Origin of the sequence: Janthinobacterium sp., assembly GCF_009923995.1 — a bacterium.
In the GTDB taxonomy this organism is placed as follows: domain Bacteria; phylum Pseudomonadota; class Gammaproteobacteria; order Burkholderiales; family Burkholderiaceae_D; genus Janthinobacterium.
In genome coordinates this window covers 123,668-149,542 of the sequence record NZ_RFSK01000002.1, presented here as the reverse complement: position 1 = coordinate 149,542, position 25,875 = coordinate 123,668, and the positions used below count along the sequence as shown (strand labels likewise).

The window sequence follows — 25,875 nt, the reverse complement described above, 5'->3', positions numbered from 1 at the left end:
CCCCGGTCCTACCCCACCTGTATCCACGTCGTCTTCAGCTCCGTGTACTTGTCCAGCGCGTGCAGGGACTTGTCGCGCCCGTTGCCTGACTGCTTGTAGCCGCCGAAAGGCACGGTGATGTCATCGCCATCGTACTGGTTGACGTGCACGGTGCCCGCGCGCAGGGCGCGTGCCGTCTGGATGGCCTTGGTGATGTCGGACGTCCACACGGCCGCCTGCAGGCCGTACGGCGTGGCATTCGCCTGCTTCACCGCCTCGGCGATATCCGTAAAACCCAGCACGGACAGGACGGGCCCGAAGATCTCTTCGCGCGCAATCGTCATGCCCGCATCCACGCCGAAGATGGTCGGCTGCACGTAGTAGCCCCCCGTCTCAAGGAGCACGGCGTCGCCGCCGCCCAGCAGCTGCGCGCCTTCCTGCTTGCCGGATGCGATATAGCCCATCACGGTTTGCATCTGCGTGGCATCGACGATGGCGCCCATGACGGTGGCTTCGTCAAGCGGGTCGCCAGGCTGGAAGCGGGGCAGCATGGCCAGCGCCTTGGCGATGAACGCATCCTTGATCGACTCTTCCACGAACAGGCGCGACGGCGCATTGCAGCTTTCGCCCTGGTTGAAGAAGATGGAACCGACGGCGGCCGCCACGGCCTTGTCCAGGTCAGGGCAATCGGCGCAGACGATGTTGGCGGATTTGCCGCCCAGTTCCGTCCAGGCCCGTTTCAAATTCGACTGGCCCGCCATCTGCACGATCAGTTTTCCCGTGCGCGTGGAACCCGTGAAGCCGATGCAATCGACATCCATGTGCAGCGCCAGCGCGGCGCCCGCCTCGTTGCCGTAGCCAGGCAGCACGTTGAAGACGCCTTTCGGCACGCCCGCTTCCAGCGCGATATCGGCCAGGCGGAGGGCCGTCAGCGGGGATTTTTCCGACGGTTTCAATATCACGCTGTTGCCGGCTGCGAGCGCGGGAGCGATCTTCCACGCTGCCATGATCATCGGGTAATTCCACGGTACGATGGCGGCGACGACGCCCACCGGTTCGCGCGTGATCAGCGCCAGGCTGTTGGCGGGCGTGGGCGCAATTTCATCGTAGACCTTGTCGATCGCCTCGCCATACCAGCGCAGGCAGTTGGCCGTGGCGCCCACGTCCACGCTCTGGCTGTATTTGATCGGTTTGCCCATGTCCAGGGTTTCCAGCAGGGCCAGCTCGGGGCCGTGCTGCTGCACCAGGTCGGCAAACTTGATCAGTATCCGCTTGCGCTGCGCGGGCGACTTGCCCGCCCAGCGGCGGTCGTCGAAGGCGGCGCGGGCGGCCTGCACGGCCGCCTCCACGTCCGCGCCATCGCAGCGCGCCACCGCCCCCAGCGAACGCCCGTCGATGGGCGACAGCTTGTCGAAGGTCTGGCCGGATACGGCCCCTACCCGTGCGCCGTCGATGACGGCGCGGCCATCGATCTTGATCTCTGCGGCACGTGCATGCCAGCTGGTGGTTTCCGTCATCGTCGTCTCCTCAAAGGTGAAGACGCCAGCTTACTCCTGATCCGCCGCATACGCCGCAGACATCTGCCTGCGGCGGCGCCGGTCGGCGCGCGCCAGCATCACGGCATACACGATGACGGCGATGGTCACGACGAGGATGGTCAGGGCGGCGATGGCGTTCACGCGCGGGTCGAGGCCCAGGCGCGCACGCGAAAAGATCACCAGCGGCATGGTCGTCGAGCCGGGGCCGGACAAGAAGGCCGACAGCACGACGTCGTCGAGCGACAGGGTAAACGTCAGCAACCAGGCCGAGGCCAGCGCCTGCGTGATGTTCGGCAGGGTCACGAGGAAGAACACCTGGTGTGCGCGGCAGCCCAGGTCCATGGCCGCTTCGGCCAGGGACTTGCTCATCTCCTGCAGGCGCGACTGCACCACCACGGCCGCATACGCCATGCCCAAGAGGGTGTGGCCCAGCCAGATGGTCAGCACGCCCCGCTCGGGGAAACCGAAGACCTTTTGCATGGACACGAGCATCAGCAGCAGGGACAGGCCGATGATCACTTCCGGCATCACCAAGGGCGCGCTGACCATGGCGGAAAAGACGGTGCGGCCACGGAAGCGCTGGTAGCTGCTCAAGGCAAAAGCGGCAAACGTGCCGAGGACGACGGAAGACGTCGCCGACATGAAGGCGATCTTCAGCGACAGGCCAAAGCCGGAAATGATCTCCGCATCGCTCATCAGCTCCTGATACCAGCGCAGCGAAAAGCCGCTCCACACCATGTCCTGGCGGGAGCTGTTGAACGAGAAGACGATCAGCACGATGATGGGCAGGTAGAGGAACAGATAGCCCAGCGAGAGCCAGCCTCGCCCGAACCAGCGCTGCAGGAAATTACGTCCGTTCATGCTTGTTTCTCCGCGCCCTGATCCGTCTTGTATTTGTTAAAAATGGCCATCGGCACGAGGATCAACAGGATCACCAGCACCGTCACCGACGAGGCCATGGCCCAGTCGTTGTTCGTGAAGTATTCATCCCACAGTACCCTGCCGATCATCAGCGTTTCCGGGCCGCCCAGCAGCTCGGGAATCACGTATTCACCCACGGACGGAATGAATACCAGCATGGAACCGGCGATGATGCCCGACTTCGACAGGGGTACGGTGATGCGCCAGAAGGCCTGCAAGGGCGTGGCGCCCAGGTCGGCCGCCGCTTCCAGGAAGCGCATGTCCATCTTGACCAGGTTGGCGTACAGGGGCAGGATCATGAAGGGCAGGTAGGCGTACACCATGCCGACGACCAGGGAGAACGAGGTATTCATCATGTGCAGCGGTTCGCTGACGACACCCAGCGACAGCAGCAGGTCGTTGAGCAGGCCGTGATTGGCCAGGATGCCCTTCCACGCGTACACGCGCAGCAGGAAGGAAGTCCAGAACGGCAGCATCACCAGCATCATCAGCACGGGGCGGATGGATGGCTTGGCACGCGCCATGAAGTAGGCAAACGGGTAGCCGATGCACAGGCAGATGGCCGTGGTGATCGCCGCGTATTTCAATGAACTGAGATAGGTGAGCAGATACAGCTCATCGGCGGCGATGAACAGGTAATTGGCGACTTTCACCTTCAGCACGACGATGCCGTCGACGTACGACAGCAGGCCGCCGAACGGGCTGCCCGCCGTGTCCATGTCGGACAGGCTGATACGCAGCACGATCAGGAAGGGGACCAGGAAAGCGGCCGTCAGGAACAGCGCCGGCACGGCGATGACGGCGTTGCGGCCGGTGAGCCAGCGCAGGGCGACAAGGCTGCGCAGCGATTGCAAAAGGGACGTCATGATGGCCTCAGCTGGTCAGCACGACGATGTCGGCGCCATCCCACCACACCCACACGCGCTGCTCGCGTTCGAGGCGCGCGGCGTCGTGGCGGGCCGCGTTGGTGCGCGAGACTTTCACCACCGTGCCGCTGTCGAGGCGCACGTGGTAGCTGGTTTCATTGCCAAAATACGCCATGGCGACGATCACGCCCTGGGCGCAGTTGTAGCCGTGCTCCGCCGACGACGCGCGCTCTTCCAAAGCGGGCGGCTCGACCTGGATGCCGATTTTTTCAGGGCGCACGGCCACCGAGACATCCATGCCCAGGTTGCCCGTGATGCCGTGCGAGACATAGTGCTCGCCGTCAGGGGTGGCGATCACCACGTGGTCGGGTTCATCCTGCGTGATGCAGCCATCGAACAGGTTGACGCTGCCGATGAAATCGGCGACGAAACGGCAATTCGGCGTTTCATAGATTTCGCCGGGCGCGCCAACCTGCAGGATGCGCCCCTCGCTCATGACGGCGATGCGCGTGGCCATGCTCATGGCCTCGTCCTGGTCGTGCGTGACCATCACGCAAGTGACGCCCACCTGCTCGATGATGTTCACCAGTTCCATCTGCGTGCGTTCGCGCAGTTTTTTATCGAGGGCGCCCAGGGGCTCGTCGAGCAGCAGCAACTGCGGCCGCTTGGCCAGGCTGCGCGCCAGCGCCACGCGCTGCTGCTGGCCACCCGACAGCTGATGCGGCTTGCGCTTCGCGTACTGGCCCAGCTGTACCAGGGCCAGCATCTGCTCGACCCGCGCCGCCACTTCCGCCTTCGGCAAGCCATCGCGGCGCAGGCCGAAGGCGATGTTGTCCCACACGGACAGGTGAGGGAACAGCGCGTACGACTGGAACATCATGTTGATGGGGCGCTGGTGCGGCGGCACGTCGACGATGCTGTTACCCGCCAGGGCGATGCGGCCCGACGTCGGCGTCTCGAAACCGGCCAGCATGCGCAGCAGGGTCGACTTGCCGCAACCGGAACTGCCCAGCAAGGCAAAAATCTCGCCCTTGTTGATCGTCACGGAAATATCATTGACGGCGCGCACGCCGTCAAATTCCTTGACCAGTTGATCAATCAGCAAGAAAGGCGCTGGGGTGTCGCTGGCCGAAGCAAAGGGTGTTGCTATCGTCATGTGGGTACTTTGGGTAAGGAGTGTCAAAATGAAAAACTGGCCGCTGTAGGAGCGGCCAAGATGGAAGTTTAGCGGAACTGCCGCCATTGCGGTCCAAAAAATGCGCAGATGGCGGCAAAATTGGGCAAAAACCGACACCAACCCGGGGTGTGCGTTTGGATGCAACGACAAGCTACACCCAGCCCTTCGCCTGCACGTCCGCATACGTCTTGTCCAGGCACACCCGTATCAAGCCCACCATCTCGTCGATCTGCGTGCGCGTCATGACCAGCGGCGGGGCGACGATCATGCGTTCGCCCACGGCGCGCATGATGACGCCGTTGTCGAACATGTGGCCGCGGCAGATCATGCCCACGCCGAAGCTCTCGTCGAACGGCTCGTTCTCGTGCACGGTGGCGCCCTTCTTGCGCACCAGGTTCAGGCCCGCGACCAGGCCGCAGCTGTCCGCGTAGCCCACCAGCGGATGCTCGCCCAGGCTGGCGAAGCACTGTTTCAGATACGGCCCCGTATCGTCGGCCACCCTGGCCACCAGCTGCTCTTCCTCGATGATGCGGATATTTTCCAGCGCCGCCGCGCAGGCCACGGGGTGGCCGGAATACGTGAAACCGTGCGTGAACTCGCCGCCCTGCCCGATCAGTACCTTGGCGACACGCTCCCCCACCAGCACGCCGCCCAGGGGAACATAACCCGAAGTGACGCCCTTGGCAAACGTGATCAGGTCGGGCTTGATGCCGAACAGGTCGGAGCCGAACCAGCGCCCCAGCCGCCCGAAGCCGCAGATGACTTCATCGGCGATGAGCAAAATGCCGTACTTGTCGCAGATGCGCTGGATCTCGGGCCAGTAGGTCGAGGGCGGGATGATGACGCCACCGGCGCCCTGCACCGGCTCGCCGATGAAGGCGGCCACCTTGCCGGCGCCGATCTCGAGGATTTTGTCTTCCAGCCAGCCGGCCGCCTTCAGGCCGAATGCTTCCGGACTCAAACCATGGCCCGACTCCAGGTAGTTGGGCTGACCGATATGCGCGATGCCGGGGATAGGCAGGCCGCCCTGCGCATGCATGCCATCCATGCCGCCCAGGGATGCCCCCGCCACCGTGCTGCCGTGATAGGCGTTGTGGCGGCTGATGATGGTGTGGCGCTCCTTGTGGCCAAGGATGTCCCAGTAGCGGCGCACCATGCGCACATTCGTGTCGTTGCCCTCGGAGCCGGAACTGGTGAAAAAGACGTGCTGGAACTGCGGCGGGGAGATCTGCGCCAGCTTGGCGGCCAGCTGCGCGGCCGGCACATTGGTCGTGCCAAAGAAGCTGTTATAGAACGGCAGCGTCTCCATTTGCCGGTACACGGCTTGCGAGATCGACGTGCGGCCATAGCCCACGTTGACGCACCACAGGCCCGACATGCCGTCGACGATCTTCCTGCCCTGGCTATCCCACAGGTAGACACCATCGCCGCGCACCATCACCCTTGCGCCTTTGCTGGCCAGTTCCTGGAAATCGGTGAACGGATGCAGGTAGTGGGCCGAGTCCATCTGCTGGATGGCGGCCGTGTCGTACACCTGCGGCGCCGCGTTTTTCTGCGCCACGGAGGCGACCAGGGCGGCGCCCGGCGCCAGCGGATTGTTGGATGTACTCATGCGTGCTCCTTTTAAACGTGCAGTAACAAGTGTTCGCGCTCCCACGGGCTGATGACGGTCATGAATTCCTGGTGCTCGAGGTCCTTGATGGCCGCATACACGTCGATGAAGCGCTCGCCCAGTACCGTGCGCAGCTTGTCTTCCGCGCGCAGCAGCTGCAAGGCTTCGGGCAAGCCCTGCGGCAGCTCGAATTTCATGTCGTAGGCACTGCCCACCATCATCGGCGTCGCCTCCAGCTGCTCCGTCATGCCCAGGTAGCCGCAGGCCAGGGTCACGGCCAGGGCCAGGTAGGGATTCGCATCGGCGCCGATGATGCGGTTTTCCACGCGGCGGTCCTGCACGCCCGACTCGGGCACGCGGAAGCCCACGGTGCGGTTATCCAGACCCCACTGGATGTTGATGGGCGCGGCCGTGTGGCGTACGATGCGGCGGTAGGAATTGACGTAGGGTGCGACGATGGCCATGGCCGACGGCATGTAGCGCTGCAGGCCCGCGATGTAGTGCTTGAAGATGGGCGCAGCGGAACCGTCTTCATTACTGAAAATGTTCAAGCCCGTCTTCGCATCGACGACGCTCTGGTGCACGTGCATGGCGGAACCCGGTTCGCCCGCCATGGGCTTGGCCATGAAGGTGGCGTACATATCGTGTTTCAGGGCCGCTTCGCGCAAGGTGCGCTTGAAGAAAAACACCTTGTCGGCCAGGCCCAGCGGGTCGCCGTGCAGGAAGTTGATTTCCATCTGCCCCGCGCCGATTTCGTGGATCAAGGTATCGACGTCCAGGTTCATCAGTTCGCAGTAATCGTAGATATCCTCGAACAGCGGGTCGAACTCGTTGACGGCGTCGATGCTGTACACCTGGCGGCTCGTCTCGGCCCGGCCGCTGCGCCCGATGGGCGGCTTCAGGGGCAGGTCCGGGTCGCTGTTCTTTGCCGTCAGGTAGAACTCCAGCTCGGGCGCCACCACGGGCTTCCAGCCCTTGTCCGCATACAGTTTCAGCACGCGCCGCAGGACGGAGCGGGGCGCGAAATCGACCAGCATGCCGTCTGAAAAATAGCAGTCGTGGATGACTTGCGCGGTGGGGTCGGTGGCCCATGGCACCATGGTGATGGTGGTGGGATCGGCCTTCAAGATCATGTCACGGTCGGTGCTGGAAATGGCACGGTCATAGCCGCCATCGTCGACCGGGTAATTGCCCGTCACCGTCATGCCCAGCACCGCTTCCGGGATGCGCATGCCGCGCTCCTGGGTGAATTTCCCCCGCGGCAGGATCTTCCCCCGCGCCACGCCCGTCAGGTCGGGGACCAGGCATTCGATTTCCGTGACGCGCTTTTCATTGAGCCACAAATCCATGTCCGTATAAGTGAAATTTTCGCGTATTGCCATGTTTCCCTCTCGCTGGTCTTGTGCTTTTCTTCATCAAGCGCCGCGTGCTGCCGGTGCGGCGCGCCTGTCATCCTTTCTTCCTGTGCTGCTGTTCCTGGTAATCGCGGCACGCCTGGCCAAAGGCGCCAAAGAGCCACATCGACTGCGGGTTATCCTGCACCTGCCACTCGGGATGCCATTGCACTGCCAGCGCAAAACCGGCGGCGCTGGCCACGCTATACGCTTCCACCAGGCCGTCGTCGGCCAGGGCTTCCACCAGCAAGCCGTCGGCCAGCCGCGCCACGCCCTGGCCATGCAGGGAGTTGACCAGCATCTCGCTCTCGCCGCCCAGCAATCGGGACAGCAGGCCTTCCGGTGTCAAGCGGATGCGGTGCGCAGGCGCATACTGGCGCGCCAGGGGATCGAGCACGTTTTCGCGGTGATCCATCATGCCCGGCACGGCGTGCACGGCCTGGTGCAGGCTGCCGCCCAGGGCCACGTTGACTTCCTGGAAGCCGCGGCAGATGGCCAGCAGGGGCAGCTGGCGCGCCAGCGCGGCGCGGATCAGGGGCAAGGTGGTGGCGTCGCGCGCGGGGTCCTGCGGCAGGTCGGGAAACAAGATGTCTTCGCCATACAGGCGCGCATCGACGTTCGAGGCGGAGCCGGTGAGCATGACGCCGTCGGCCACTTGCAGCGCCGCTTCCAGGTCCGCCTCCGCCCCAAAAGCGGGCAGCAGCAACGGCATGCAGCCGGCGCCGTGCAGCACGGCGTGCAGGTATTTGTCCTGCGCCATGTGCCAGGCGTGGCTGCCGAGCTGACGCTGGCAGGCGGGGACGAGAACGATGGGACGGCGCATAGAGTGCTACCTCGCTGGCGTGACGATCCAATGACAGCGCCATGACAGCACTGCCGCTCGCTTCACTGTACAGCACAGCCGCAGGCAGCGGCCACACGGATGAGCGTGGCCAGCGGTGGCACACATCGCCTACACTACGGCTTTGCCATATTGCCTTTATTAAATCATCATATGCCCGTCCGGCGCCAAACGCCAGCGCCGCAGGCAAAGTCCCCCTTTTTCACATGCACCCACACCACTTCCCCACCACCCCGGCCCTGTTTTCTCCCACGCGGAGGCAGGCATGAAGCACATGCCATGGCGCGATTTCTTCGCCCTCGTCGTCAGCATCGGCGTCGTGGGACTGGGCCTGGGCGCCACCATGCCGCTCACCGCACTGACCCTGCACCAGCGCGGCGTGGGCACGGATATCATCGGCATGATCACGGCCGTCAGCGCCCTGGGCATCCTGGCCGCCTCGCCTTTCGTCTCGGGCTGGGTGGGACGCTTCGGCGCGCGTGCCACCATGCTGGGCGCCGTCTGGGTGGCCTCGCTGGCGACGGTCGCCATGCAGTTCACCGACCACCTGCTGGCGTGGAGCGTGCTGCGCTTCCTGTTCGGCGGTGCCATGGGCGTGCTGTTTACCATCGGCGAGGCGTGGGTCAACCGTCTGGCACCCGACAATTCACGGGGCAGGGTGGTGGCCATGTACACCACCAGCTTTACGTTTTTCCAGCTGATCGGCCCTGCCCTCGTGGCGCTGTTCAACGACAAGATCAGCTGGAGCTTCGCCGCCTGCGGCCTGCTGTTCCTGCTGGCCGTGCCGGGCCTGATGCTGATCTCGAACAGCGGCCCGGAACGGGAGCCGGAAGAACACGGCGTGAAATGGACCTTGATCCTGCCGCGCATGCCGATGATCGTGCTGGGCGCCGCTTTCTTCGCCCTGTTCGACACCCTGGCATTGAGCCTGCTGCCCCTGTACGCGATGGAGCACGGCATCGGCACGGACCTGGCCCTGCTGTCGGCCACCGTGGTGCTGGTGGGCGACACGGGCCTGCAGTTTGCGCTGGGCTGGATGGCCGACCGCTTCGGCCGCGCCAAGGTGCATGCGGGCTGCGGCGTGGCCGTCTGCCTGCTGCTGCCGCTGCTGCCGTTCGCCGTCGGCACGCCGTGGCTGTGGTGGACCCTGCTGCTGTTGCTGGGCGCGGCGGCGGGCGGCATCTACATGCTGGCGCTGGTGGCCTGCGGCGAGCGGTTTACGGGGTTGTCGCTGACCAGCGCCAGCGCCATCGTCAACGCCACCTGGGGCGTCACCAGCGGCGGCGGTCCCCTGCTGACGGGCGTGCTGATGCAATCGGTGGGCGTGAACGCCCTGCCGGCCGTGATGTGGGTGTGCGCCGCCATTTTTGTCGGCAGCGCCGTGTGGGAACGCAAGAAGGGAATCGTGTAGCCTGCGCTACTTCCTTTCCAGCCGGTGCCGAAGCTCTTCGGCCACCGGATAATCGGGATACGCCTGCCGGAAGGCCGTCCATTCCTCCTGCGCCAGCGCGCCTTCGCCCGCCTTGAGCAAGGCGTCGATCTTCACCAGCCACACGGAAGCATCCAATTTCGCCGGTGGCGGCAGCGGCGCGGCGCGGGCCGCCACGGGAGCGGGCATCGCCAGCGCGCGCTGCGCGGGCGCCTGGCGCTGCAGGCTCGATTCGGCCTGCATGGGCTGCTCCATCGCCGCAGCAGGCGCCGGCGGGGGCGGCGGTGCAGGAGGAGCAAAGGGTACCGTCGCCGTCAGCCGGGGCTCCGGTCGCAAGGCAGGCGCCGGCGACGGCTCGGCCTGCACCGGCGGACTGGGCGCCATCTTGGCCAGCGCGCGCGGTGCAGGCGCCGCGGGCAACGGTGCTGGCTGGGATGCTGGCTGGGATGCTGGCTGCGGCGCCGCTTCAGCGGCCAGCGGCGGGGCAGATGCCGTGACAGCAGGCGCGGGCATCACCTCCGGCATGGCAGGTTCGCCGACCACGGGAAATTGCGCCGGCTTCGAACCGAACCAGTCCACGCCGATCAGGTTCACCGTCAACAGCACGGCCGCGGCCAGCCCCAGCGGAATGCGCCAGCGCTGCAGATAGTCGGGCGTCTTTTTTACCGGCAGGGTGCGCAGTACGCCGTCGGCATTGTCGTTGGCCGCTGCCGGCTGGCGCAAGGCTTTTTCCGCGTCGGCGAGGATGGCCGCGTCCAGCGCGCTCGATGGCGCAGGCTGCGGCAGACTGGCCAGCAACGCGTTCAACTCCGCGTCCTCGGGTGCGTGATTCTGGTGTTCGTCGTGCGTAGTCATGCCTGCCCTCCCGTGCCTGGCGCGCCATCGAGCTGGGCGCGCAATTTCTGCATGGCGTAGCGCAGCCGGCTCTTGACGGTTTCCGCTTCCGCCCCCGTCACCACGGCGATATCCTGGATGCTCATGCCGCTGAACTGCTGCAGCACCAGCGCCTCCTTTTGTTCTACCGGCAGCGCGGCGATGGCCGCATGCAGCCGCGCGTGCTGCTGCTTCTGCTCCAGCGACTGCTGCGGCGAGGCGATTTCGTCCGCCAGTTCACCTGTTTCGTCGTGTTCCTGTCCCTGACGCTGGCGCAGCAAGTCGATCAGGCGGTTGCGCGCGATCTGGTACAGATAGGTGCGAAACGCCGATTGGGGCTGGTAGCCGGCGCGCGCCGCGTGCAGGCTGGCCCATGCGTCCTGCACGATCTCGTCGACCCACGCGCGGCGCGGCGCGCGCCAGGCCACGAAGCGGTACAGACCCTGGCTATGGCGCCGGTACAATTCGCGAAACGACGGCAGATCGCCGGCGCCGTAGCGCAGCATCAGCTCTTCATCCGTGGCGGTCAGTAAAGTGTCGGGCATGCGGACCAGTGTAGCCGAACTACGCGGCAGCGACAATTTCCCTGCGCCTTCAGCGTAAAGTGGGCGCATAGCTGATGCGGCGCACTTCGCGGATCTGCCCGTCCTTGAGTGCCCCTTCCACCAATTCATAGCCGAGCAAGGCGAAAACCCGGCACTGCAGGAACAGGGGCCGCGCATTGCCATACCAGTCCACGCAGGACGCGCGGCAGCCGTCGTCCAGGGGCTGTCCGGGCCGCGCGGCCAGCGCGCCCAGCTCCGTCAATGTCAGGCCGCTGTTGCGCAGATAGAGGACGGACGCCGATGACTTGTTCAAGCCTGGCCGCTCGTCCGCGCCCAGGATGGGCAGGCCGATCACGCCTTCGCCAGCCGTTTGCGGTTTGTAGAAAAAACCGTGGCTGCGCGCTTCGCCCTGCGCCGCATCGGCGCGGACATAGCGCGTGGCAATCGCCGCCTGCGCCCCCAGGCGGATGCTGCTGAAATGCAGATCCCTGCCCTGCGCGCCGATCACCACGGCATCATTGCCCAGCGCTTCGATGCGTTCCACGCCGTGCGGCAGGGACAAGGCTTGCACGCTGCCGCCCGCATCGGCCCAGCGCACGGCGTACAGGGGCTGGCGCGGCCACGCCTGGTCGGCCTTGCGGCGCCCGGCATTGCCCGGATTGCCGTACAACAGATACGGCCCCACATAGCGGTTCTGCAGTCCATAGCCGCCACCGCCGGGCAGCGGCTGGTAGCTGCCGGCCGGCGCGCTGTCGCGGCCATCGGAAAACGACGCCAGCGGCACGCGCAGCAGGGCCATGTCGCCCCGCCCCCGCGCGCCATCCCACATGGCGTCGCCCTGGCCTTCGGCGCGCAGCAGCACGTTCAGGTGGCCGTCAGCGCTTTCCAGGAAGGAGAACTGGTCGACGGGGGCACCCGCTACCTTCAGGGCGCTGGGCGCCGTGCCGTCGAGCGGGATGCGGAACACTCCCGAATCGCTGCCACGGCGCGTGGTCCACACGTAGACGGACTGGCCGGAGACGTAGAACACGCGGCCGCGCGGCCCCAGCACGGCCGTCGCTTCGCAGCGCATGTCGCGCTGCGCCAGGTCGCACACGGTGACCGTGTGCAGGGTCACGCCGTTGCCCGCTTCCGGCTCGTCGTCGGTGCGGTAGATGCGCGTGGCCGGGGCGATACGCTTGAAGTCCGATGGCACGGCGTCAGGGCGCCAGCGACGCAGGGCGGGAAAACCGCCGAACGGGTCGCCCCGGCGTAAATCGAGCGACAAGGGAGAGTAAAACACCAGCTTGCTGCCGATCAGGCGGCTGGCGTAATTGCGCGAAGAGTAGTAATCATTCGAGCGCAGGTGGTAGGTGGAACGGTAAGCCAGCTTGCCGTCCGCGTGGATGTCGAACAGGCCGATCTCCGTGCCGCCCCGGCTGTAGCTGTAGCCGATCACCACCACCGTGTCGCCATCGATCAGCATCTCGTCATACCAGCTGCCCGACGGGTCGCTGCCCGGCGCGAACGCGTCGAGCGAAGACACGGGCTGCAGGGCATTGCCCCCCACCTGCACGGTAAACAGCTTGCCGCGCCGGAGCATCACCAGGTGCTTGCCATGCAGCTTGACGATGCCCCCTTCGTCCACGCCCGCCGTCTGCACGTTGGTGACCGACTCGGCAGCATCCACCGATTTCGCCGCCGCTTCAGCCATCGGCGCGGGCGCGGCTGGCGGTGCCGGCGGCGCCGCCATGTACTGCGCCGTGGCGCGCTGCAGTTTCTGCTGCTTCAGCAGCAGCGCCTCCTGGCGCGCCTGCAACTGCTGCAGGTAGCTGCCCAGCGCCTGCTCGCTGGCAAACGGCGCCAGGGTCTTGCGCGGCGCCGTCCCGGCGGCATGGCTGCCTGCCGACAGCAGCAGGGACAGTATCACGGTGATCTTGAGGGCGCTGGACATCGCTTCTTCTCCGGTTGGCTAGGGTGTCCAACATGAAACGCGGCAGCGGAGAAAAAGGGGTTAAGCGCGCGTGAAAAATGTCACGCCGCATTCCTCCTATTCGAAACCCCGTATGCGGTCGCCGTTAAAATTCGGCAGGCGCCACTCGAAGTGCAGGGCCAGGAAACGGAACAGGAAGCCGGCACCGATGGAGGCCAGCTGCGCCACCGAGCTGTCAACCTTGAAGTACAGCAGGCCGACATACAGGCTGCCCGTAAACAGGGCCACGGTGGCATATACTTCGCGCTGCAGCACCAGCGGAATCTGGTTACACAGGATATCGCGCAGCAGGCCGCCAAAGACGCCCGTGATCATTCCCGCCAGCACGACGATGGCCGGGTGCATCTTGGCCGACATGGCGATGTCGCAGCCGATCACGCAAAACGCCACCAGCCCCAGGCCGTCGACCAGCAGGAACACCGTGCGCAGATGGTGCAGATAGCGCGCCACCACGGCCGTGACGACGGCCGCGCCCACCGTAAACAGCAGGTATTCGGGATGCGCGATCCAGCCCAGCGGGTAGTGCCCCAGCAGCACGTCGCGGATGGTGCCGCCGCCGAGCGCCGTGACGGTGCCGATCATGCAGATGCCAAACAGGTCCATGCCGCGCCGCATGCCCATGATGGCGCCGGACATCGCTTCGGCGACGATCGCCACCAGGTAAATCGTATATAACAGCATGGTCTTACTCTTCCGAAAATGATTTGAGAATTTGTTCGCGCTCGCGTGCTTCGCTCAAGGTGCGCGCCTCGCTCGTGGTTGCGCCGGAGCCGCCGTTGCCGCCAGCGCCAGCATCACCGTGCGCCATGCGCGTATCCGCACTGCCGCTGCCGCAGCTGATGCTGCTGTGGATAAAGGCAAAGTTATCCTTCAGGCAGTCGCCGGCCAGGTATTCGGCGTACACATAGTCGCCGTCGAGCAGGGCCAGGCCTGGCGGTTCGGCCAGCACCTGTTCGCGGCGGCCCTGCACGGCCACCTGCATGTAGTCGCGCCAGACGGGCAGCGCCAGGGTGCCGCCCGTGGCGTTGCCCAGGCTTTTCGGCTGGTCATAGCCCAGCCACACGACGGAGACGAGGCCGGAGGAATAGCCAGCGAACCAGGCGTCATACGCATTGTTCGAGGTACCCGTCTTGCCGGCCGCGTCACCGCGCCCCAGCGCCAGCGCGCCGCGCCCCGTGCCGCTCTTGACGACGTCGCGCAGCATGCTGTCCATGACGTAGGCATTGCGCGTGGAGATGACCTGCGTGCCAGGCGCCGGCTCGCCTTTGGCGCGTGGCGCCGCATCGCTGAACAGCACGGCGCCGCTGCGGCTGCGCACTTCCTTGATCAGTTTCGGCGGCATCTGCATGCCGCCGTTGGCGAACACCGAGTACGACTGCGCCAGCTGCAGCGGCGTGACGGCGCCCGCACCCAGCGCCAGCGGCAGGGAGACGGGATTGCGCGCGCCCTCGAAGCCGAAGCGCGTCGCGTAATGCTGCACGTAGCCAGGGCCGGCCGCCTGCATGAGGCTGACGGCCACCAGGTTTTTCGAGCGCACCAGGCCCCGCCGCACGCTGATGAAGCCTTCATAGTTGTTGCCGTAATTGCGCGGACGCCACGGCTGCGCGCCCGTTTCCTGCGGCAGCAGCAAGCGCTGCGTGTCATCCACGGCCGTGCCGGGGAAGTAGCCCTTCTCCAGCGCCGCCGAATACACGAAGGGCTTGAAGCTGGAACCGGGCTGGCGGTAAGCTTGCGTGGCGTGGTTGTAGTGGTTGCGGTAGAAATCGAAGCCGCCCGCCATGGCGACAATTTCGCCGCTGTGCGCGTCGACGGAAATGAGCGCGCCTTCCATCTCGGGCAGCTGGCTCACCAGCCAACGGTTTTTTGCCGCATCGTGCACCACGCGGATCACGCTGCCCTCGACGATGGCGCGCTTGCCCTCCCATTGCAGCTTGCCGCCCAGGCGCACATCCGAGGCCATGAGCACGATCTCGTCGCCATTGCGCAGCTGCGCCGTGACCTGGCGCGCGCCGCTGGCCGCCACCTTGCGCACCAGGGCGGCGCGCAGTTCGCCGCTGTCCGGATAGGCGGCCAGCTGGCGCGCCACGCTGTCTTGCGAAGCGGCCAGGCGCGCTTCCGGGCCGCGGTAGCCGCGCCGCGCCTGCGCGTTCAGCAAGCCGTCGCGCAGCGCCTTGTCGGCCGCCCGCTGCGGCGCCATGCGGATGGTGGTCGTCACGTCCAGGCCCATGCTGTAGGCGCCTTCCGGGTAGCTTTGCACAATCAGCTGGCGCGCTTCTTCCACCGCATACGCGGCCGCATGCACGGAACTGTTGCGGTCCTTGTTCAGGGCCAGCTTTTCCGCCACGGCGGCATCGTATTCGGCCGGCGTGATGTAGCCGAGTTCGCGCATGCGCTGCAGGATGTAATGCTGGCGCACGGTGGCGCGCTGCGGATTGGCGACGGGGTTGTAGGCCGACGGCGCCTTCGGCAAACCGGCCAGCATGGCCGCTTCGGCGATGCTGACCTCGGCCAGGGGCTTGTCAAAATAGATGTTCGAAGCGGCGGAAAAGCCGTAGGAGCGCTCGCCCAGGTAGATCTGGTTCATGTACAGCTCCAGCAGCTTGTCCTTGCCGTAGTGCTGTTCCAGCTTGTAGGCGAGCAGCATCTCCGTCAGCTTGCGCTGCACGGTCTTCTCGCGCGACAGGAAGAAGTCGCGCGCCACCTGCATGGTGATGGTGCTGGCGCCCTGCGCGTGGTGGCCCGTGACGACGTTGGCCAGGGTGGCGCGCGTGAGGCCATAGAAATCGACGGCGCCGTGCTCGTAGAAGCGCGCATCCTCGATGGCCAGCAGCGCCTGGCGCATGCGCAGCGGGATCTCCTTCAGGGGCAGGAATTCGCGGCGCTCTTCGCCGTATTCGGCCAGCAACTCGCCTTCGCTGGAGAGTATCCGCAGCGGCAGTGCGGGCTTGTACCGGGCCAGGTGTTCGACCGGCGGCAAATCCTGCCATGCCTGGCGCAGCCAGTAGCCGCCCGCCAGCGCGGCGGACAAGCCCAGGCCCAGGGTCAGTCCCAGGCCGAATTTCAGATTGCGCGCCAGCGTCGATGGCGGCTTGCGGGTGGTGGCAGTGGTGGTGCTGTCTTTCGTACCGTCTTTCGCGCCGTCTTTTTCACTGCCGTGCGCCGTATCGTGGGTTTCCATATCGGTCATTCCTTTGCTGCCAGGAGGCCCCGCGCGGGCGCGCGGCACTCCATCAAAGAAGCATTGTGCACTGCAACACACCTATCCTTATAAAAAGTAAGTATTATTTAGTATTGATAAATTTTTCTTATGTTAGGCGCGCACCATGAACCTGAATCCCAAGCACACGGAAGCGTTCCGCGCCGTCGTCGAAACGGGCAGCTTCGAGCAGGCGGCGCTGCAGCTGCACCTGACCTCGCCCGCCATTTCGCAGCGCGTGCGGGCGCTGGAAAGCCAGCTGGGCAATGCCTTGATCGTACGCAGCCGTCCCGCGCGCGCCACGCGCATGGGCCAGCGCCTGATGCAGTACCTGAAACGGGCCAAGCTGCTGGAGGCGGACCTGGAAGCGGAACTGGCGGTGCAGCAGGATGCCCCGCTGACCCTGGTGCTGGCGCTGAACGCCGATTCCATGGGCACGTGGTTCTTCCCTGCCCTGTCCGAAGTGCTGATCCGCGAGCGCGTGCTGCTGGACCTGACCGTGGAAGACCAGGACCATACCTATACCTTGCTGGAGACGGGCATGGCCATCGGCTGCATCAGCACGGAAGCGAAACCCATGCGCGGCTGCACGGCCGAGCCGCTGGGCGTGATGCGCTACTGGCTGGTGGCCACGCCCGCGTTCCGCCAGCAATGGTTTCCGCACGGCCTGACGCGCAAGGCGGCGCGCACGGCGCCCGTCGTCGCTTACACGCGCAAGGACACGCTGCAGTCGTCGTACCTGCAGGAGGCGCTGGGCTTGCCCGAAGGGGCTTACCCCTGCCACTACGTGCCCGGTGCCACCTCGCACTTCAACGCCATCCGCTATGGCCTCGGCTACGGCATGGTGCCCGAGCTGCTGCTGAAGGCGAACACGGATGGCGAACTGGTGGAAATGCTCACGCCCAAGACCCCGGCCGACGTGGCCCTGTACTGGCACACGTGGAAGGTACAGTCGCCACGGCTGGAGCAGCTGTCGCGGCAGATCATCGCGGCGGCGCGCACGATGCTGAAATAACCATCAAGTCACTATCGCTGCATGCCCCAGCGTTTCAGGGTCACGCGCTCCAGGCTGCGAAAGCCGATGTTTTCCACCAGCAAGCCGATGACGATGACGGCCGCCAGGCCCGCGAAGACCTTGTCCGTGTACAGCTCGTTGCGGTTCTGGAAGATGTACCAGCCCAGGCCGACCTGCCCCGACGTGGTGCCAAATACCAGCTCGGCCGCGATCAGGGTGCGCCAGGCAAAGGCCCAGCCGATCTTGAGGCCCGAGACGATGGACGGCAAGGCGCCCGGCACGAGGATGTGCAGCACCAGGCGCAGGCCGCTCAGCCCATAGTTGCGGCCCGCCATGCGCAGGGTGTCCGGCACGCCCTGGAAGCCCGCGTACGTGTTCAAGGCCAGCGGCCACATGACGGAATGGACGATGACAAAGATCAAGCTGGCCCGTCCCAGGCCGAACCACAGCAGGGCCAGCGGCAACAGGGCGATGGCGGGCAAGGGATTGAGCATGGCCGTCAAGGTTTCCAGCACGTCGCGCCCCAGGCGGCTGGAGACGGCCAGCAAGGTCAGCACGAAGGCGGCCAGCACGCCCACCGCGTAGCCCTGCAGCAAGACGATGAGGGACGCGGCCGTACGCGTGAGCAATTCGCCGCTGGCGATGCCATCGATAAAGGCCTGCGCCGTCTGCAGGAGGCCGGGCAAGAGCAAATCGTTGTGCGTCCAGCGCGCCGCGCCTTCCCACAGCAAAGCGAGGCTAAGCAAAATGAAGGCCTTGCGCCACAGCGCATGCTGGCCCAGGCGCTGCCAGCGCGACAGCGGCCGTTCTGCCGCCACGCCGGCCGGCGGCGGCGCCGCATACACGAATTCCTGGCGGATGGGCGGCTCCAGCAACACGCTCATACGGCCTCCCTGCGCGCCGCCTGTGCCGGCGGGACGGCCACGGCATCCTCCTCGAACAGCAAGCCGTGGATGCGGCCGCTGGCAGCCTGGAATTCCGCGCTGCCCGCGCTGTGCAAGCCGAACTGATGGCTGTTCAGTTCGGCGCGTACCCGGCCCGGATGGGGCGACAGCAGCAGGATGCGGTTGCCCACCACCAGGGCTTCCTCGATGGAATGCGTGACGAACACGAGGGTAAAACGCAGTTCTTCCCACAAGCGGCTCAGCTCCTCCTGCATCTTGCGCCGCGTCAAGGCATCGAGGGCGGCAAACGGCTCGTCCATCAGCAGCACTTCCGGCTGCATGGCCAGGGCACGGGCGATGGCCACCCGCTGCTTCATGCCGCCCGACAAGGTATGCGGATGGGCATCTTCAAAACCGGCCAGGCCCACCTTGGCGATCCAGTGATGAGCCCGCTCGCGGGCTGCCTGCCGGTCCAGGCGCTTGCTGGCCAGCAGGGGGAACATGACGTTTTCCAGCACTGTTTTCCACGGCGGCAACTGGTCGAATTCCTGGAACACGACGACACGCTCCGGCCCCGGCTTGCTGATGGGCTGGCCCTGCATGGCGATGCTGCCCGCGCGCGGCGCGATGAAGCCGGCCACGGCTTTCAGCAGGGACGACTTGCCGCAGCCCGATGGGCCCAGCAAGACGAAACGGTCGCCCCGGAAGACGTCGAAACTGACGTCGTGCGTGGCGCGCACGGTGCGCTGTTCCGTCCGGTATTCCAGGCTGACATGCTTGACGCTGAGCAATGGCTCTACCGTAAGCGGAGGACGTACGAGGTGAAAGGCGGGCGCGTGCATGTCAGCTCCCTTGGGTGATGGCAGGGTCTTCAAAGAAATAATCGCGCCAGTTGTCGGGCAGGTTGCGGATGGCGCTCACGCGGTGCAAAAACTGCGCCAGGCCATAGGTATTTTGCGGGGCAATCTTGAATTGCACTTGCGGATTGGCAAAGATTTTCAGCAGCAGATTGCGGTCCACCTTGCTCTTGTTGACCTTGATATAGATATCGGCTGCGCCCTGCGGGTTGCTGCTTGCATATTGCGCCGCTTCCGCCAGGGCGGCAATGAAGGCGCGGTAAGTCTTCGGATTGTCCTTGCGGTATTTCTCCGTCGCGTACAGCAGGGTAGACGAGCTGGGCCCGCCCTGCACCGTGTAGGAATCGAGCACGATGTGCGCGTTCGGATTTTGCGCCAGTTCCTGTTCCTGGAACGGCGAGTTACCGAAGTGGCCGCTCAGTTCCGTGCCGCCCGCGATGATGGCGGCGGCCGCGTCCGGGTGCGGTAAGGTTTGCGTGATCTTGTCGAGCCGGGCAAACTCCTTGTCGCCCCACTGTTTCGCCACGGCCATCTGCAGGATGCGCGCCTGCACGGAGACGGACACGGCGGGCAAGGCGATGCGGTCCTTGTCCGTGAAGTCCGCCAGGGTCTTTACCTTGGGATTGTTGCTGATCAAATAGTAAGGAAAATTGCCCAGCGAGGCCACGCCGCGCACGTTCTGCCGGCCTTTCGTGCGGTCCCAGATGGTCAGCAGCGGCCCCAGGCCTGCGCCCGCGATATCGATATTGCCCGACAACAAAGCGTCATTGATGGCCGGGCCGCCGGACAGGGTAATCCACTCGACTTTCACATCGACGCCCTGCTGCTTGCCATGCTTTTCGATCAGTTTCTGTTCCTGCGCAATATTGAGCAGCAAGAAGGTGATGCCATGCTGGCCCGCGATGCGGATCTGTCCTTCGGCCCGGGCCATGCTTGCCGCCATGCCTGCGGCGCACAGCATGGCGAGAGTGGCGAGAAGACGGCGCGGGCGGGCAAAGGTAAAGATCGGCAACATGGACACTCCTTGGGTTAAATCAACAGTCAAAATCAGTACGGCGCATCGCCTTCGATGGTGGTGCGATACAACTTGCGGCGCTGGTCGGAAGGGCAACCCGTCGCCAGGTGCATCAGGGAGCGGTTGTCCCAGAACACCAGGTCGTGCGGCTGCCAGCGGTGCACATACAGGTGCTCGGGGCGCACGCTGTGGGCAAACAGTTCGTCGAGCACGGCACGGCTTTCATCGTCGGGCAAGCCGACGATGCGCGTGGTGAAGTGTTCGCTGACGAACAGGGCGCGGCGTCCCGTTTCCGGATGCACGCGCACGACAGGATGGGTGACGGGCTTGACTTCATCGATCTGCGCCTGGGTCAGGGCGGGACGCCACGGATTACGGCGGCGCAATTCCTCATACTGGCTCAAATAGCTGTGTTCGGCACGGGCGCCGCGCACGGCATGGCGCAGCGCGGCCGGCAAGCTTTCCCACGCCAGGTGCATGTTGGCAAATACGGTATCGCCGCCCTCGTCCGGCAACTCTTGCGCGTGCAGCATGGAGCCGAGGCTGGGTACTTCCTTGTACGACAGGTCCGAATGCCAGAAATGGCCCGCGTCTCCGAGGCCGATGGGCTGGCCATCCTCGACGATGTTCGAAATGATCAGCACTTCCGGCTGCGATGGCAGCTGGAACTGGCGCAGCACGTGGATTTGCAGGGGACCGAAGCGGCGGCTGAAGTCGACCTGCTGCCGCGGCGTGATGTGCTGCGCGCGGAACACCAGCACATGATGGTCGAGGTGGGCGTGGTGCAGGCGCTGGAAATCGCCCAGCGACAGCGGCTGCGACAGGTCCAGCCCCAGCACTTGCGCGCCGAGCGGGGCATCGAACGTTTCGATGCGGAAATGGCTGGTGGAAAGCACGGGTTTCAGGACGGCCGACATAAGAATTCGCAAATAGTCAGGGGAAGTCCACTGTATGCCCGCCTGCGCGCCTTGCAAACGAAGCATTTCCGATATCCATATGCGCAAGGCGTTGCGCCAGCAAGCAACGGCGCCTGTCACACAATGGTACAGCCGCAATGCGCCAGGACACGGCTTGCCCCGGGACCGGGTTAGCACGCAACTTGCTTATCCATTCATTTTCAACGCCCAGACAGGAACGCCATGCCCGCCGTCGCCCTCTTGCTCGCCTTGCTGCTCGCCACTCCCGCCCAGGCCCAGGATAGCCAGGATGAAGGCGATCTCAGCTACAAGGCCTATGTCCACAGCGACAAGCGCATCAAGTGTCTGTACGGCTACGCGGCCGACAAGACGGGTGACCATGCGGCGGCCGTGGCGATCTTTGAAGACTGCATCCGGCGCTGGAATGATGTGTATTCGATGATTTGGCTCGCCCAGCTGTATGAAACGGGCATCGGCGTGACGAAGGACCTGGTGCAGGCGACGGCGCTGATGCGGCGCGGCGCCCATACGAATGATGACGCCGCCTACGCGCGGCTGGCGCGCTACCACTATGGCGTGGCGCTGGCCGAAGGCCGCGGCACGCCCCGGGATCTGCCCCAGGCTAAAACCTGGCTGCGCCAGGCGGCGCAGGAGGGCGTGCGGGAGGCGGCCGACTACCTGGACCGCCTGGAAGGCGCCGCGCCGTAAGCGCCGCGCCAGCGTGGCTTACGCCGTCGCTTCGTAGCGGGCCAGCCGGGCCGCCATGCGCGGCGCCAGTTCGTGGCCGGCCGTGACCGTCACTTCCAGGTCGTTCAGCAAGCCATCCTTCAAGCCATATACCCAGCCGTGGACGCTGAGTTCCTGGCCCCGTTCCCACGCATCCTGCACGATGGTGGTCTGGCACACGTTCAAGACCTGTTCCACCACGTTCAGTTCGCACAGGCGGTCGCCGCGCTGGCGGCTGGTCAGCACGTCGCCCAGATAGCGTTCGTGCTTCTGGCCCACGTCCTGCACGTGACGCAGCCAGTTGTCGACCAGGCCGATGCGCGTGCCCGTCATGGCCGCATGCACGCCCTTGCAGCCGTAATGGCCGACGATGATGACATGTTTGACTTTCAGCACGTCCACGGCAAATTGCAGGACGGAAAGGCAGTTCAGGTCGGAATGCACGACCACGTTGGCGATATTGCGATGGACAAACACGTCGCCAGGCGCCATGCCCAGCAGTTCGTTGGCGGGAACGCGGCTGTCGGAACAGCCGATCCACAGGTATTCGGGCGAGGTTTGCGCTTCCAGGTTCTTGAAGAAGTTCGGGTCTTTCGCCACCATCGAGTCGGCCCAGCGGCGGTTACGCTGCAGCAGTTCCGCCAGGGCCAGGCCATTTTTCGGTTCGGTCATATCGCTCCCATGAGGTAATTTCGGTTGAACAGCGCGCCGATCGCGTGTGTTAGGGTGCGATGCGCGCAGATGCTGAAGCAACCTGGGTAAAAAAACGCCGGGATGTGTGAGCATCCCGGCGTATGGTATTACGTGTGCTTATTCAAAAAAATCCTTGACCTTGTCTTTCCAGGTCTTGCTCTGCGGGCTGTGCTTGGCACCGCCCTCGGTCGTCGATTTCTCGAACTCCCGCAGCAGGTCTTTCTGTTTTTCCGTCAGTTTGACGGGTGTTTCGATGGCCACGTGGCAGAACAGGTCGCCCGCGTAACCGGAGCGCACGCCCTTGATGCCCTTGCCTTTCAGGCGGAAGGTCTTGCCCGACTGGGTACCTTCCGGGATCGTGAACGACACCTTGCCGTTCAGGGTAGGCACTTCGATTTCACCGCCCAATGCTGCCTTGGTGAACGAAATCGGCATTTCGCAATGCAGGTCGTCGCCTTCGCGCTGGAACACGGCGTGCGGCTTGATGTGGATTTCCACATACAGGTCGCCCGACGGACCGCCATTCGTGCCCGGTTCGCCGTTGCCGGACGAACGGATACGCATGCCGTTGTCGATGCCGACTGGAATCTTCACTTCCAGCGTCTTGTTGCGCTTGATGCGACCGGCGCCGCCGCATGGCGTGCAGGGGTCGGTGATGACCTTGCCGCTGCCATGGCATTTCGGGCAGGTTTGCTGGATGCTGAAGAAACCTTGCTGCATGCGCACCTGGCCGTGGCCACCGCAGGTACCGCAGGTGGTCGGCGACGTGCCTGGCTTGGCGCCGCTGCCGTGACACGTATCGCACTTGTCCCAGCTCGGCACGCGGATGGTCGTGTCGAAGCCGTGCGCAGCTTGCTCCAGTGTAATTTCCAGGTTGTAACGCAAATCGGCGCCACGGTACACCTGTGGACCGGCATTGCGGCTACGTCCACCGCCACCGCCAAAGATGTCGCCGAAGATATCGCCGAAGCTGTCGGCAAAGCCGCCAGCACCGCCGCCGAAGCCACCGCCGCCGCCCATGTTCGGGTCCACGCCGGCGTGACCGTAACGGTCATACGCATCGCGCTTTTCCGGATTGGTCAGCATCTCGTAGGCTTCTTTGACTTCCTTAAACTTTTCTTCCGATTCCTTGCTATCCGGATTGCGGTCCGGATGGTATTTCATCGCCAGTTTACGGTAAGACTTTTTGATCTCTTCTTCCGAAGCATTTTTTGCGACACCGAGTGTCTCGTAAAAATCACGCTTTGCCATGTTGTCGGCACCTTGCAGTCTATCTACTGATGTAAAAATTACACGAAAAAGCCGAGTCGAGTGCTGCACTGGGCAACGACTCGGCTCGGCCGGTCTTCGCGGCTAATCCCGCGATGTAGCGTTCAGCCCGGCTGCCCCCAGTTCATGGGAGCGCAAGACAATTACTTGCTGTCTTTGACTTCTTTGAAGTCAGCGTCGACAACGTCATCTTGCTTGGCGCCTGCGTCCGATGCGCCAGCAGCTTGCTGTGCACCTTCCGCGCCGCCGGCAGCTTGCTGCGCTTGCATGTCGGCATACATTTTTTCGCCCATTTTCTGCGATGCGCTCGACAGTGCTTCCACCTTGGCGTCGATCTCAGCCTTGTCGCCGGCCTTGATGCTTGCTTCCAGGTCGGTGATTGCCGCTTCGATCTTCTCTTTCTCGCCCGCTTCCAGCTTGTCGCCGTATTCGGTCAAGGATTTCCGGGTCGAGTGTACCAGAGCATCGGCCTGGTTGCGCGACTCGGCCAATTCTTTGACCTTCTTGTCTTCTTCCGCGTTCAACTCGGCGTCTTTCACCATCTTCTGGATTTCCGCCTCGGTCAAGCCGGAATTGGCCTTGATCGTGATCTTGTTTTCCTTGCCGGTGGCCTTGTCTTTCGCGCCGACATGCAAGATACCGTTGGCGTCGATGTCGAAGGTCACTTCGATCTGTGGCGTGCCGCGTGCTGCTGGCGGGATGCCTTCCAGATTGAATTCGCCCAGACCCTTGTTGCCGGCGGCGATTTCGCGCTCACCCTGGAAGACCTTGATGGTCACCGCAGGCTGATTGTCGTCGGCCGTCGAGAAGACTTGGCTGAACTTGGTCGGAATCGTCGTGTTTTTGTGGATCATCTTGGTCATCACGCCGCCCAGGGTTTCGATGCCCAGGGACAGAGGAGTGACGTCCAGCAACAGCAAGTCCTTGCGTTCGCCCGACAGGACCGAACCTTGAATCGCTGCGCCCACGGCGACGGCTTCGTCCGGATTCACGTCCTTGCGTGGGTCCTTGCCGAAGAATTCCTTCACTTTTTCCTGCACCTTCGGCATACGGGTCATGCCGCCGACCAGGATGATGTCATCGATGTCCGACACTTTCACGCCAGCATCTTTGATAGCGGTGCGGCAAGGTTCCATCGTGGCCGTGATCAGCTCTTCCACCAGCGACTCCAGCTTGGCGCGGGTCATCTTCAGGTTCAAGTGGACCGGTGCGCCATTTGCCATGGCGATGTACGGCTCGTTGATCTCGGTCTGTTGCGACGACGACAACTCGATCTTCGCGCGCTCGGCCGAAGCCTTGATGCGCTGCAGGGCGATCGGATCTTTTTTCAGGTCGATGCCGTTGATCTTCTTGAACTCGTCGATGATGTAATCGATGATGCGCTGGTCGAAGTCTTCGCCGCCCAGGAAGGTGTCGCCGTTGGTCGACAGCACTTCAAATTGTTTCTCACCATCAACATCAGCGATTTCGATGATCGACACGTCGAACGTACCGCCACCCAAGTCATACACGGCGATTTTACGGTCGCCTTTTTCAGCCTTGTCCAGGCCGAACGCCAGCGCTGCCGCGGTTGGCTCGTTGATGATGCGCTTGACGTCCAGACCGGCGATGCGGCCGGCATCCTTGGTAGCCTGGCGCTGCGAGTCGTTGAAGTACGCAGGCACGGTGATGACGGCTTCGGTGACTTCTTCACCGAGGTAGTCTTCTGCCGTTTTCTTCATCTTGCGCAGTACTTCCGCCGAAATTTGCGGTGGCGCCAGTTTTTTGTCGCGTACGCCGATCCATGCATCGCCGTTGTCGGCTTTCATGATTTGGTACGGCATCAGCGCGATGTCTTTTTGGACTTCTTTTTCGTCGAACTTGCGACCGATCAAACGCTTCACTGCGAACAGCGTGTTTTTCGGATTGGTCACGGCCTGGCGTTTCGCCGGCGCGCCGACGAGAATTTCGCCATCTTCTTGATAAGCAATAATCGATGGCGTCGTGCGTGCGCCTTCAGCGTTTTCGATTACCTTTGGTTGACCATTTTCCATGATGGAAACGCAGGAATTCGTGGTTCCCAGATCGATACCGATAATTCTACCCATGATTTTTTTCCTTTTATTTGCTAGATTTCAGATGGTTCTTATATGTGGCAAAGCGGCATGGTTTCAAGG

The 25,875-nt window shown here is 64.1% G+C and carries 22 protein-coding genes; 3 read left to right on the top strand and 19 right to left on the bottom strand.

Annotated elements, in window-relative coordinates:
* Window positions 1–8: 8 nt before the first annotated feature.
* The 7 genes from EBS11_RS01750 to EBS11_RS01720 all read right to left on the bottom strand — a co-directional run bounded on the left by EBS11_RS01750 (window position 9) and on the right by EBS11_RS01720 (window position 8,310).
* Window positions 9–1,496 carry an aldehyde dehydrogenase gene (locus tag EBS11_RS01750; protein ID WP_290600006.1) on the bottom strand — a complete coding sequence of 496 codons (1,488 nt, stop codon included), beginning with the start codon at window positions 1,494–1,496 and terminating at the stop codon, window positions 9–11.
* 30 nt (window positions 1,497–1,526) lie between these two features.
* On the bottom strand, window positions 1,527–2,378 hold the full coding sequence (locus EBS11_RS01745) for an ABC transporter permease subunit (protein ID WP_290600005.1): 852 nt from the start codon (window positions 2,376–2,378) through the stop codon (window positions 1,527–1,529).
* A complete protein-coding gene (locus EBS11_RS01740) occupies window positions 2,375–3,304 on the bottom strand; it encodes an ABC transporter permease subunit (RefSeq protein ID WP_290600004.1) in 930 nt (309 codons plus the stop codon). The genes EBS11_RS01745 and EBS11_RS01740 overlap by 4 nt, the downstream gene beginning before the upstream one ends.
* Window positions 3,305–3,311: 7 nt before the next feature.
* Window positions 3,312–4,460, bottom strand: coding sequence for a polyamine ABC transporter ATP-binding protein (potA, locus tag EBS11_RS01735; protein ID WP_290600003.1), 1,149 nt, complete (start codon window positions 4,458–4,460; stop codon window positions 3,312–3,314).
* A gap of 172 nt (window positions 4,461–4,632) precedes the next feature.
* A complete protein-coding gene (locus tag EBS11_RS01730) occupies window positions 4,633–6,093 on the bottom strand; it encodes an aspartate aminotransferase family protein (protein WP_290600002.1) in 1,461 nt (486 codons plus the stop codon).
* 11 nt (window positions 6,094–6,104) lie between these two features.
* Window positions 6,105–7,475 (bottom strand): glutamine synthetase family protein, encoded by a 1,371-nt coding sequence (locus EBS11_RS01725; protein ID WP_290600001.1) that lies wholly within the window; start codon window positions 7,473–7,475, stop codon window positions 6,105–6,107.
* A gap of 67 nt (window positions 7,476–7,542) precedes the next feature.
* Window positions 7,543–8,310 (bottom strand): gamma-glutamyl-gamma-aminobutyrate hydrolase family protein, encoded by a 768-nt coding sequence (locus tag EBS11_RS01720; RefSeq protein ID WP_290599999.1) that lies wholly within the window; start codon window positions 8,308–8,310, stop codon window positions 7,543–7,545.
* A 283-nt stretch (window positions 8,311–8,593) separates the two neighbouring features.
* Here EBS11_RS01720 and EBS11_RS01715 point away from each other — a divergent pair, with 283 nt between their 5' ends.
* Window positions 8,594–9,739 (top strand): MFS transporter, encoded by a 1,146-nt coding sequence (locus EBS11_RS01715; RefSeq protein ID WP_290599997.1) that lies wholly within the window; start codon window positions 8,594–8,596, stop codon window positions 9,737–9,739.
* A 6-nt stretch (window positions 9,740–9,745) separates the two neighbouring features.
* Here EBS11_RS01715 and EBS11_RS01710 read toward each other — a convergent pair whose 3' ends face one another.
* The 5 genes from EBS11_RS01710 to EBS11_RS01690 form a co-directional block, all read right to left on the bottom strand.
* Window positions 9,746–10,612, bottom strand: a complete 867-nt coding sequence (locus EBS11_RS01710) for a hypothetical protein (RefSeq protein WP_290599995.1) — start codon at window positions 10,610–10,612, stop codon at window positions 9,746–9,748.
* Complete coding sequence (locus tag EBS11_RS01705) at window positions 10,609–11,175, bottom strand: sigma-70 family RNA polymerase sigma factor (protein ID WP_290599994.1); 567 nt, start codon at window positions 11,173–11,175, stop codon at window positions 10,609–10,611. Before EBS11_RS01705 ends, EBS11_RS01710 begins: the two co-directional genes overlap by 4 nt.
* Window positions 11,176–11,224: 49 nt before the next feature.
* Window positions 11,225–13,108, bottom strand: a complete 1,884-nt coding sequence (locus EBS11_RS01700; protein ID WP_290599993.1) for a beta-propeller domain-containing protein — start codon at window positions 13,106–13,108, stop codon at window positions 11,225–11,227.
* 96 nt (window positions 13,109–13,204) lie between these two features.
* Window positions 13,205–13,828 (bottom strand): trimeric intracellular cation channel family protein, encoded by a 624-nt coding sequence (locus EBS11_RS01695; RefSeq protein WP_092796813.1) that lies wholly within the window; start codon window positions 13,826–13,828, stop codon window positions 13,205–13,207.
* 4 nt (window positions 13,829–13,832) lie between these two features.
* A complete protein-coding gene (locus tag EBS11_RS01690) occupies window positions 13,833–16,325 on the bottom strand; it encodes a PBP1A family penicillin-binding protein (RefSeq protein ID WP_290599991.1) in 2,493 nt (830 codons plus the stop codon).
* Between the two features lie 145 nt (window positions 16,326–16,470).
* Here EBS11_RS01690 and EBS11_RS01685 point away from each other — a divergent pair, with 145 nt between their 5' ends.
* The gene (locus tag EBS11_RS01685) at window positions 16,471–17,358 is read left to right on the top strand and encodes an HTH-type transcriptional regulator ArgP (RefSeq protein WP_290599990.1); all 888 of its coding nucleotides are present in this window, start codon (window positions 16,471–16,473) and stop codon (window positions 17,356–17,358) included.
* An 11-nt stretch (window positions 17,359–17,369) separates the two neighbouring features.
* Here EBS11_RS01685 and EBS11_RS01680 read toward each other — a convergent pair whose 3' ends face one another.
* The 4 genes from EBS11_RS01680 to EBS11_RS01665 are packed head-to-tail and all read right to left on the bottom strand — an operon-like array spanning window position 17,370 to window position 21,031.
* Complete coding sequence (locus tag EBS11_RS01680; RefSeq protein WP_290599989.1) at window positions 17,370–18,242, bottom strand: ABC transporter permease; 873 nt, start codon at window positions 18,240–18,242, stop codon at window positions 17,370–17,372.
* Complete coding sequence (locus EBS11_RS01675; RefSeq protein WP_290599988.1) at window positions 18,239–19,084, bottom strand: ABC transporter ATP-binding protein; 846 nt, start codon at window positions 19,082–19,084, stop codon at window positions 18,239–18,241. The genes EBS11_RS01680 and EBS11_RS01675 overlap by 4 nt, the downstream gene beginning before the upstream one ends.
* Window position 19,085: 1 nt before the next feature.
* Window positions 19,086–20,114 (bottom strand): ABC transporter substrate-binding protein, encoded by a 1,029-nt coding sequence (locus EBS11_RS01670; RefSeq protein ID WP_290599987.1) that lies wholly within the window; start codon window positions 20,112–20,114, stop codon window positions 19,086–19,088.
* 32 nt (window positions 20,115–20,146) lie between these two features.
* Complete coding sequence (locus EBS11_RS01665) at window positions 20,147–21,031, bottom strand: TauD/TfdA family dioxygenase (RefSeq protein WP_290599986.1); 885 nt, start codon at window positions 21,029–21,031, stop codon at window positions 20,147–20,149.
* 222 nt (window positions 21,032–21,253) lie between these two features.
* Here EBS11_RS01665 and EBS11_RS01660 point away from each other — a divergent pair, with 222 nt between their 5' ends.
* Window positions 21,254–21,739, top strand: coding sequence for a sel1 repeat family protein (locus tag EBS11_RS01660; protein ID WP_290599985.1), 486 nt, complete (start codon window positions 21,254–21,256; stop codon window positions 21,737–21,739).
* An 18-nt stretch (window positions 21,740–21,757) separates the two neighbouring features.
* On the opposite strand, the gene can is transcribed toward EBS11_RS01660, so the two are convergent.
* From can to dnaK, 3 genes are all read right to left on the bottom strand, one after another.
* Complete coding sequence (can, locus tag EBS11_RS01655; protein WP_290599984.1) at window positions 21,758–22,429, bottom strand: carbonate dehydratase; 672 nt, start codon at window positions 22,427–22,429, stop codon at window positions 21,758–21,760.
* Between the two features lie 138 nt (window positions 22,430–22,567).
* Window positions 22,568–23,701 (bottom strand): molecular chaperone DnaJ, encoded by a 1,134-nt coding sequence (gene dnaJ / locus EBS11_RS01650; protein ID WP_092796828.1) that lies wholly within the window; start codon window positions 23,699–23,701, stop codon window positions 22,568–22,570.
* A gap of 161 nt (window positions 23,702–23,862) precedes the next feature.
* The gene (dnaK, locus tag EBS11_RS01645; protein ID WP_290599979.1) at window positions 23,863–25,806 is read right to left on the bottom strand and encodes a molecular chaperone DnaK; all 1,944 of its coding nucleotides are present in this window, start codon (window positions 25,804–25,806) and stop codon (window positions 23,863–23,865) included.
* Window positions 25,807–25,875 lie beyond the last annotated feature (69 nt).

What these genes read in the sequence shown, in the direction of transcription:
- EBS11_RS01705 (WP_290599994.1), bottom strand. Translation starts at nt 11,175, where the DNA reads ATGCCCGACACTTTACTGACCGCCACGGATGAAGAGCTGATGCTGCGC.
- dnaJ (WP_092796828.1), bottom strand. Translation starts at nt 23,701, where the DNA reads ATGGCAAAGCGTGATTTTTACGAGACACTCGGTGTCGCAAAAAATGCT.
- can (WP_290599984.1), bottom strand. Translation starts at nt 22,429, where the DNA reads ATGACCGAACCGAAAAATGGCCTGGCCCTGGCGGAACTGCTGCAGCGT.
- EBS11_RS01740 (WP_290600004.1), bottom strand. Translation starts at nt 3,304, where the DNA reads ATGACGTCCCTTTTGCAATCGCTGCGCAGCCTTGTCGCCCTGCGCTGG.
- EBS11_RS01720 (WP_290599999.1), bottom strand. Translation starts at nt 8,310, where the DNA reads ATGCGCCGTCCCATCGTTCTCGTCCCCGCCTGCCAGCGTCAGCTCGGC.
- dnaK (WP_290599979.1), bottom strand. Translation starts at nt 25,806, where the DNA reads ATGGGTAGAATTATCGGTATCGATCTGGGAACCACGAATTCCTGCGTT.
- EBS11_RS01710 (WP_290599995.1), bottom strand. Translation starts at nt 10,612, where the DNA reads ATGACTACGCACGACGAACACCAGAATCACGCACCCGAGGACGCGGAG.
- EBS11_RS01685 (WP_290599990.1), top strand. Translation starts at nt 16,471, where the DNA reads ATGAACCTGAATCCCAAGCACACGGAAGCGTTCCGCGCCGTCGTCGAA.
- EBS11_RS01725 (WP_290600001.1), bottom strand. Translation starts at nt 7,475, where the DNA reads ATGGCAATACGCGAAAATTTCACTTATACGGACATGGATTTGTGGCTC.
- EBS11_RS01675 (WP_290599988.1), bottom strand. Translation starts at nt 19,084, where the DNA reads ATGCACGCGCCCGCCTTTCACCTCGTACGTCCTCCGCTTACGGTAGAG.
- EBS11_RS01745 (WP_290600005.1), bottom strand. Translation starts at nt 2,378, where the DNA reads ATGAACGGACGTAATTTCCTGCAGCGCTGGTTCGGGCGAGGCTGGCTC.
- EBS11_RS01680 (WP_290599989.1), bottom strand. Translation starts at nt 18,242, where the DNA reads ATGAGCGTGTTGCTGGAGCCGCCCATCCGCCAGGAATTCGTGTATGCG.
- EBS11_RS01715 (WP_290599997.1), top strand. Translation starts at nt 8,594, where the DNA reads ATGAAGCACATGCCATGGCGCGATTTCTTCGCCCTCGTCGTCAGCATC.
- EBS11_RS01700 (WP_290599993.1), bottom strand. Translation starts at nt 13,108, where the DNA reads ATGTCCAGCGCCCTCAAGATCACCGTGATACTGTCCCTGCTGCTGTCG.
- EBS11_RS01750 (WP_290600006.1), bottom strand. Translation starts at nt 1,496, where the DNA reads ATGACGGAAACCACCAGCTGGCATGCACGTGCCGCAGAGATCAAGATC.
- EBS11_RS01670 (WP_290599987.1), bottom strand. Translation starts at nt 20,114, where the DNA reads ATGTTGCCGATCTTTACCTTTGCCCGCCCGCGCCGTCTTCTCGCCACT.
- EBS11_RS01660 (WP_290599985.1), top strand. Translation starts at nt 21,254, where the DNA reads ATGCCCGCCGTCGCCCTCTTGCTCGCCTTGCTGCTCGCCACTCCCGCC.
- EBS11_RS01695 (WP_092796813.1), bottom strand. Translation starts at nt 13,828, where the DNA reads ATGCTGTTATATACGATTTACCTGGTGGCGATCGTCGCCGAAGCGATG.
- EBS11_RS01730 (WP_290600002.1), bottom strand. Translation starts at nt 6,093, where the DNA reads ATGAGTACATCCAACAATCCGCTGGCGCCGGGCGCCGCCCTGGTCGCC.
- EBS11_RS01690 (WP_290599991.1), bottom strand. Translation starts at nt 16,325, where the DNA reads ATGGAAACCCACGATACGGCGCACGGCAGTGAAAAAGACGGCGCGAAA.
- EBS11_RS01665 (WP_290599986.1), bottom strand. Translation starts at nt 21,031, where the DNA reads ATGTCGGCCGTCCTGAAACCCGTGCTTTCCACCAGCCATTTCCGCATC.
- potA (WP_290600003.1), bottom strand. Translation starts at nt 4,460, where the DNA reads ATGACGATAGCAACACCCTTTGCTTCGGCCAGCGACACCCCAGCGCCT.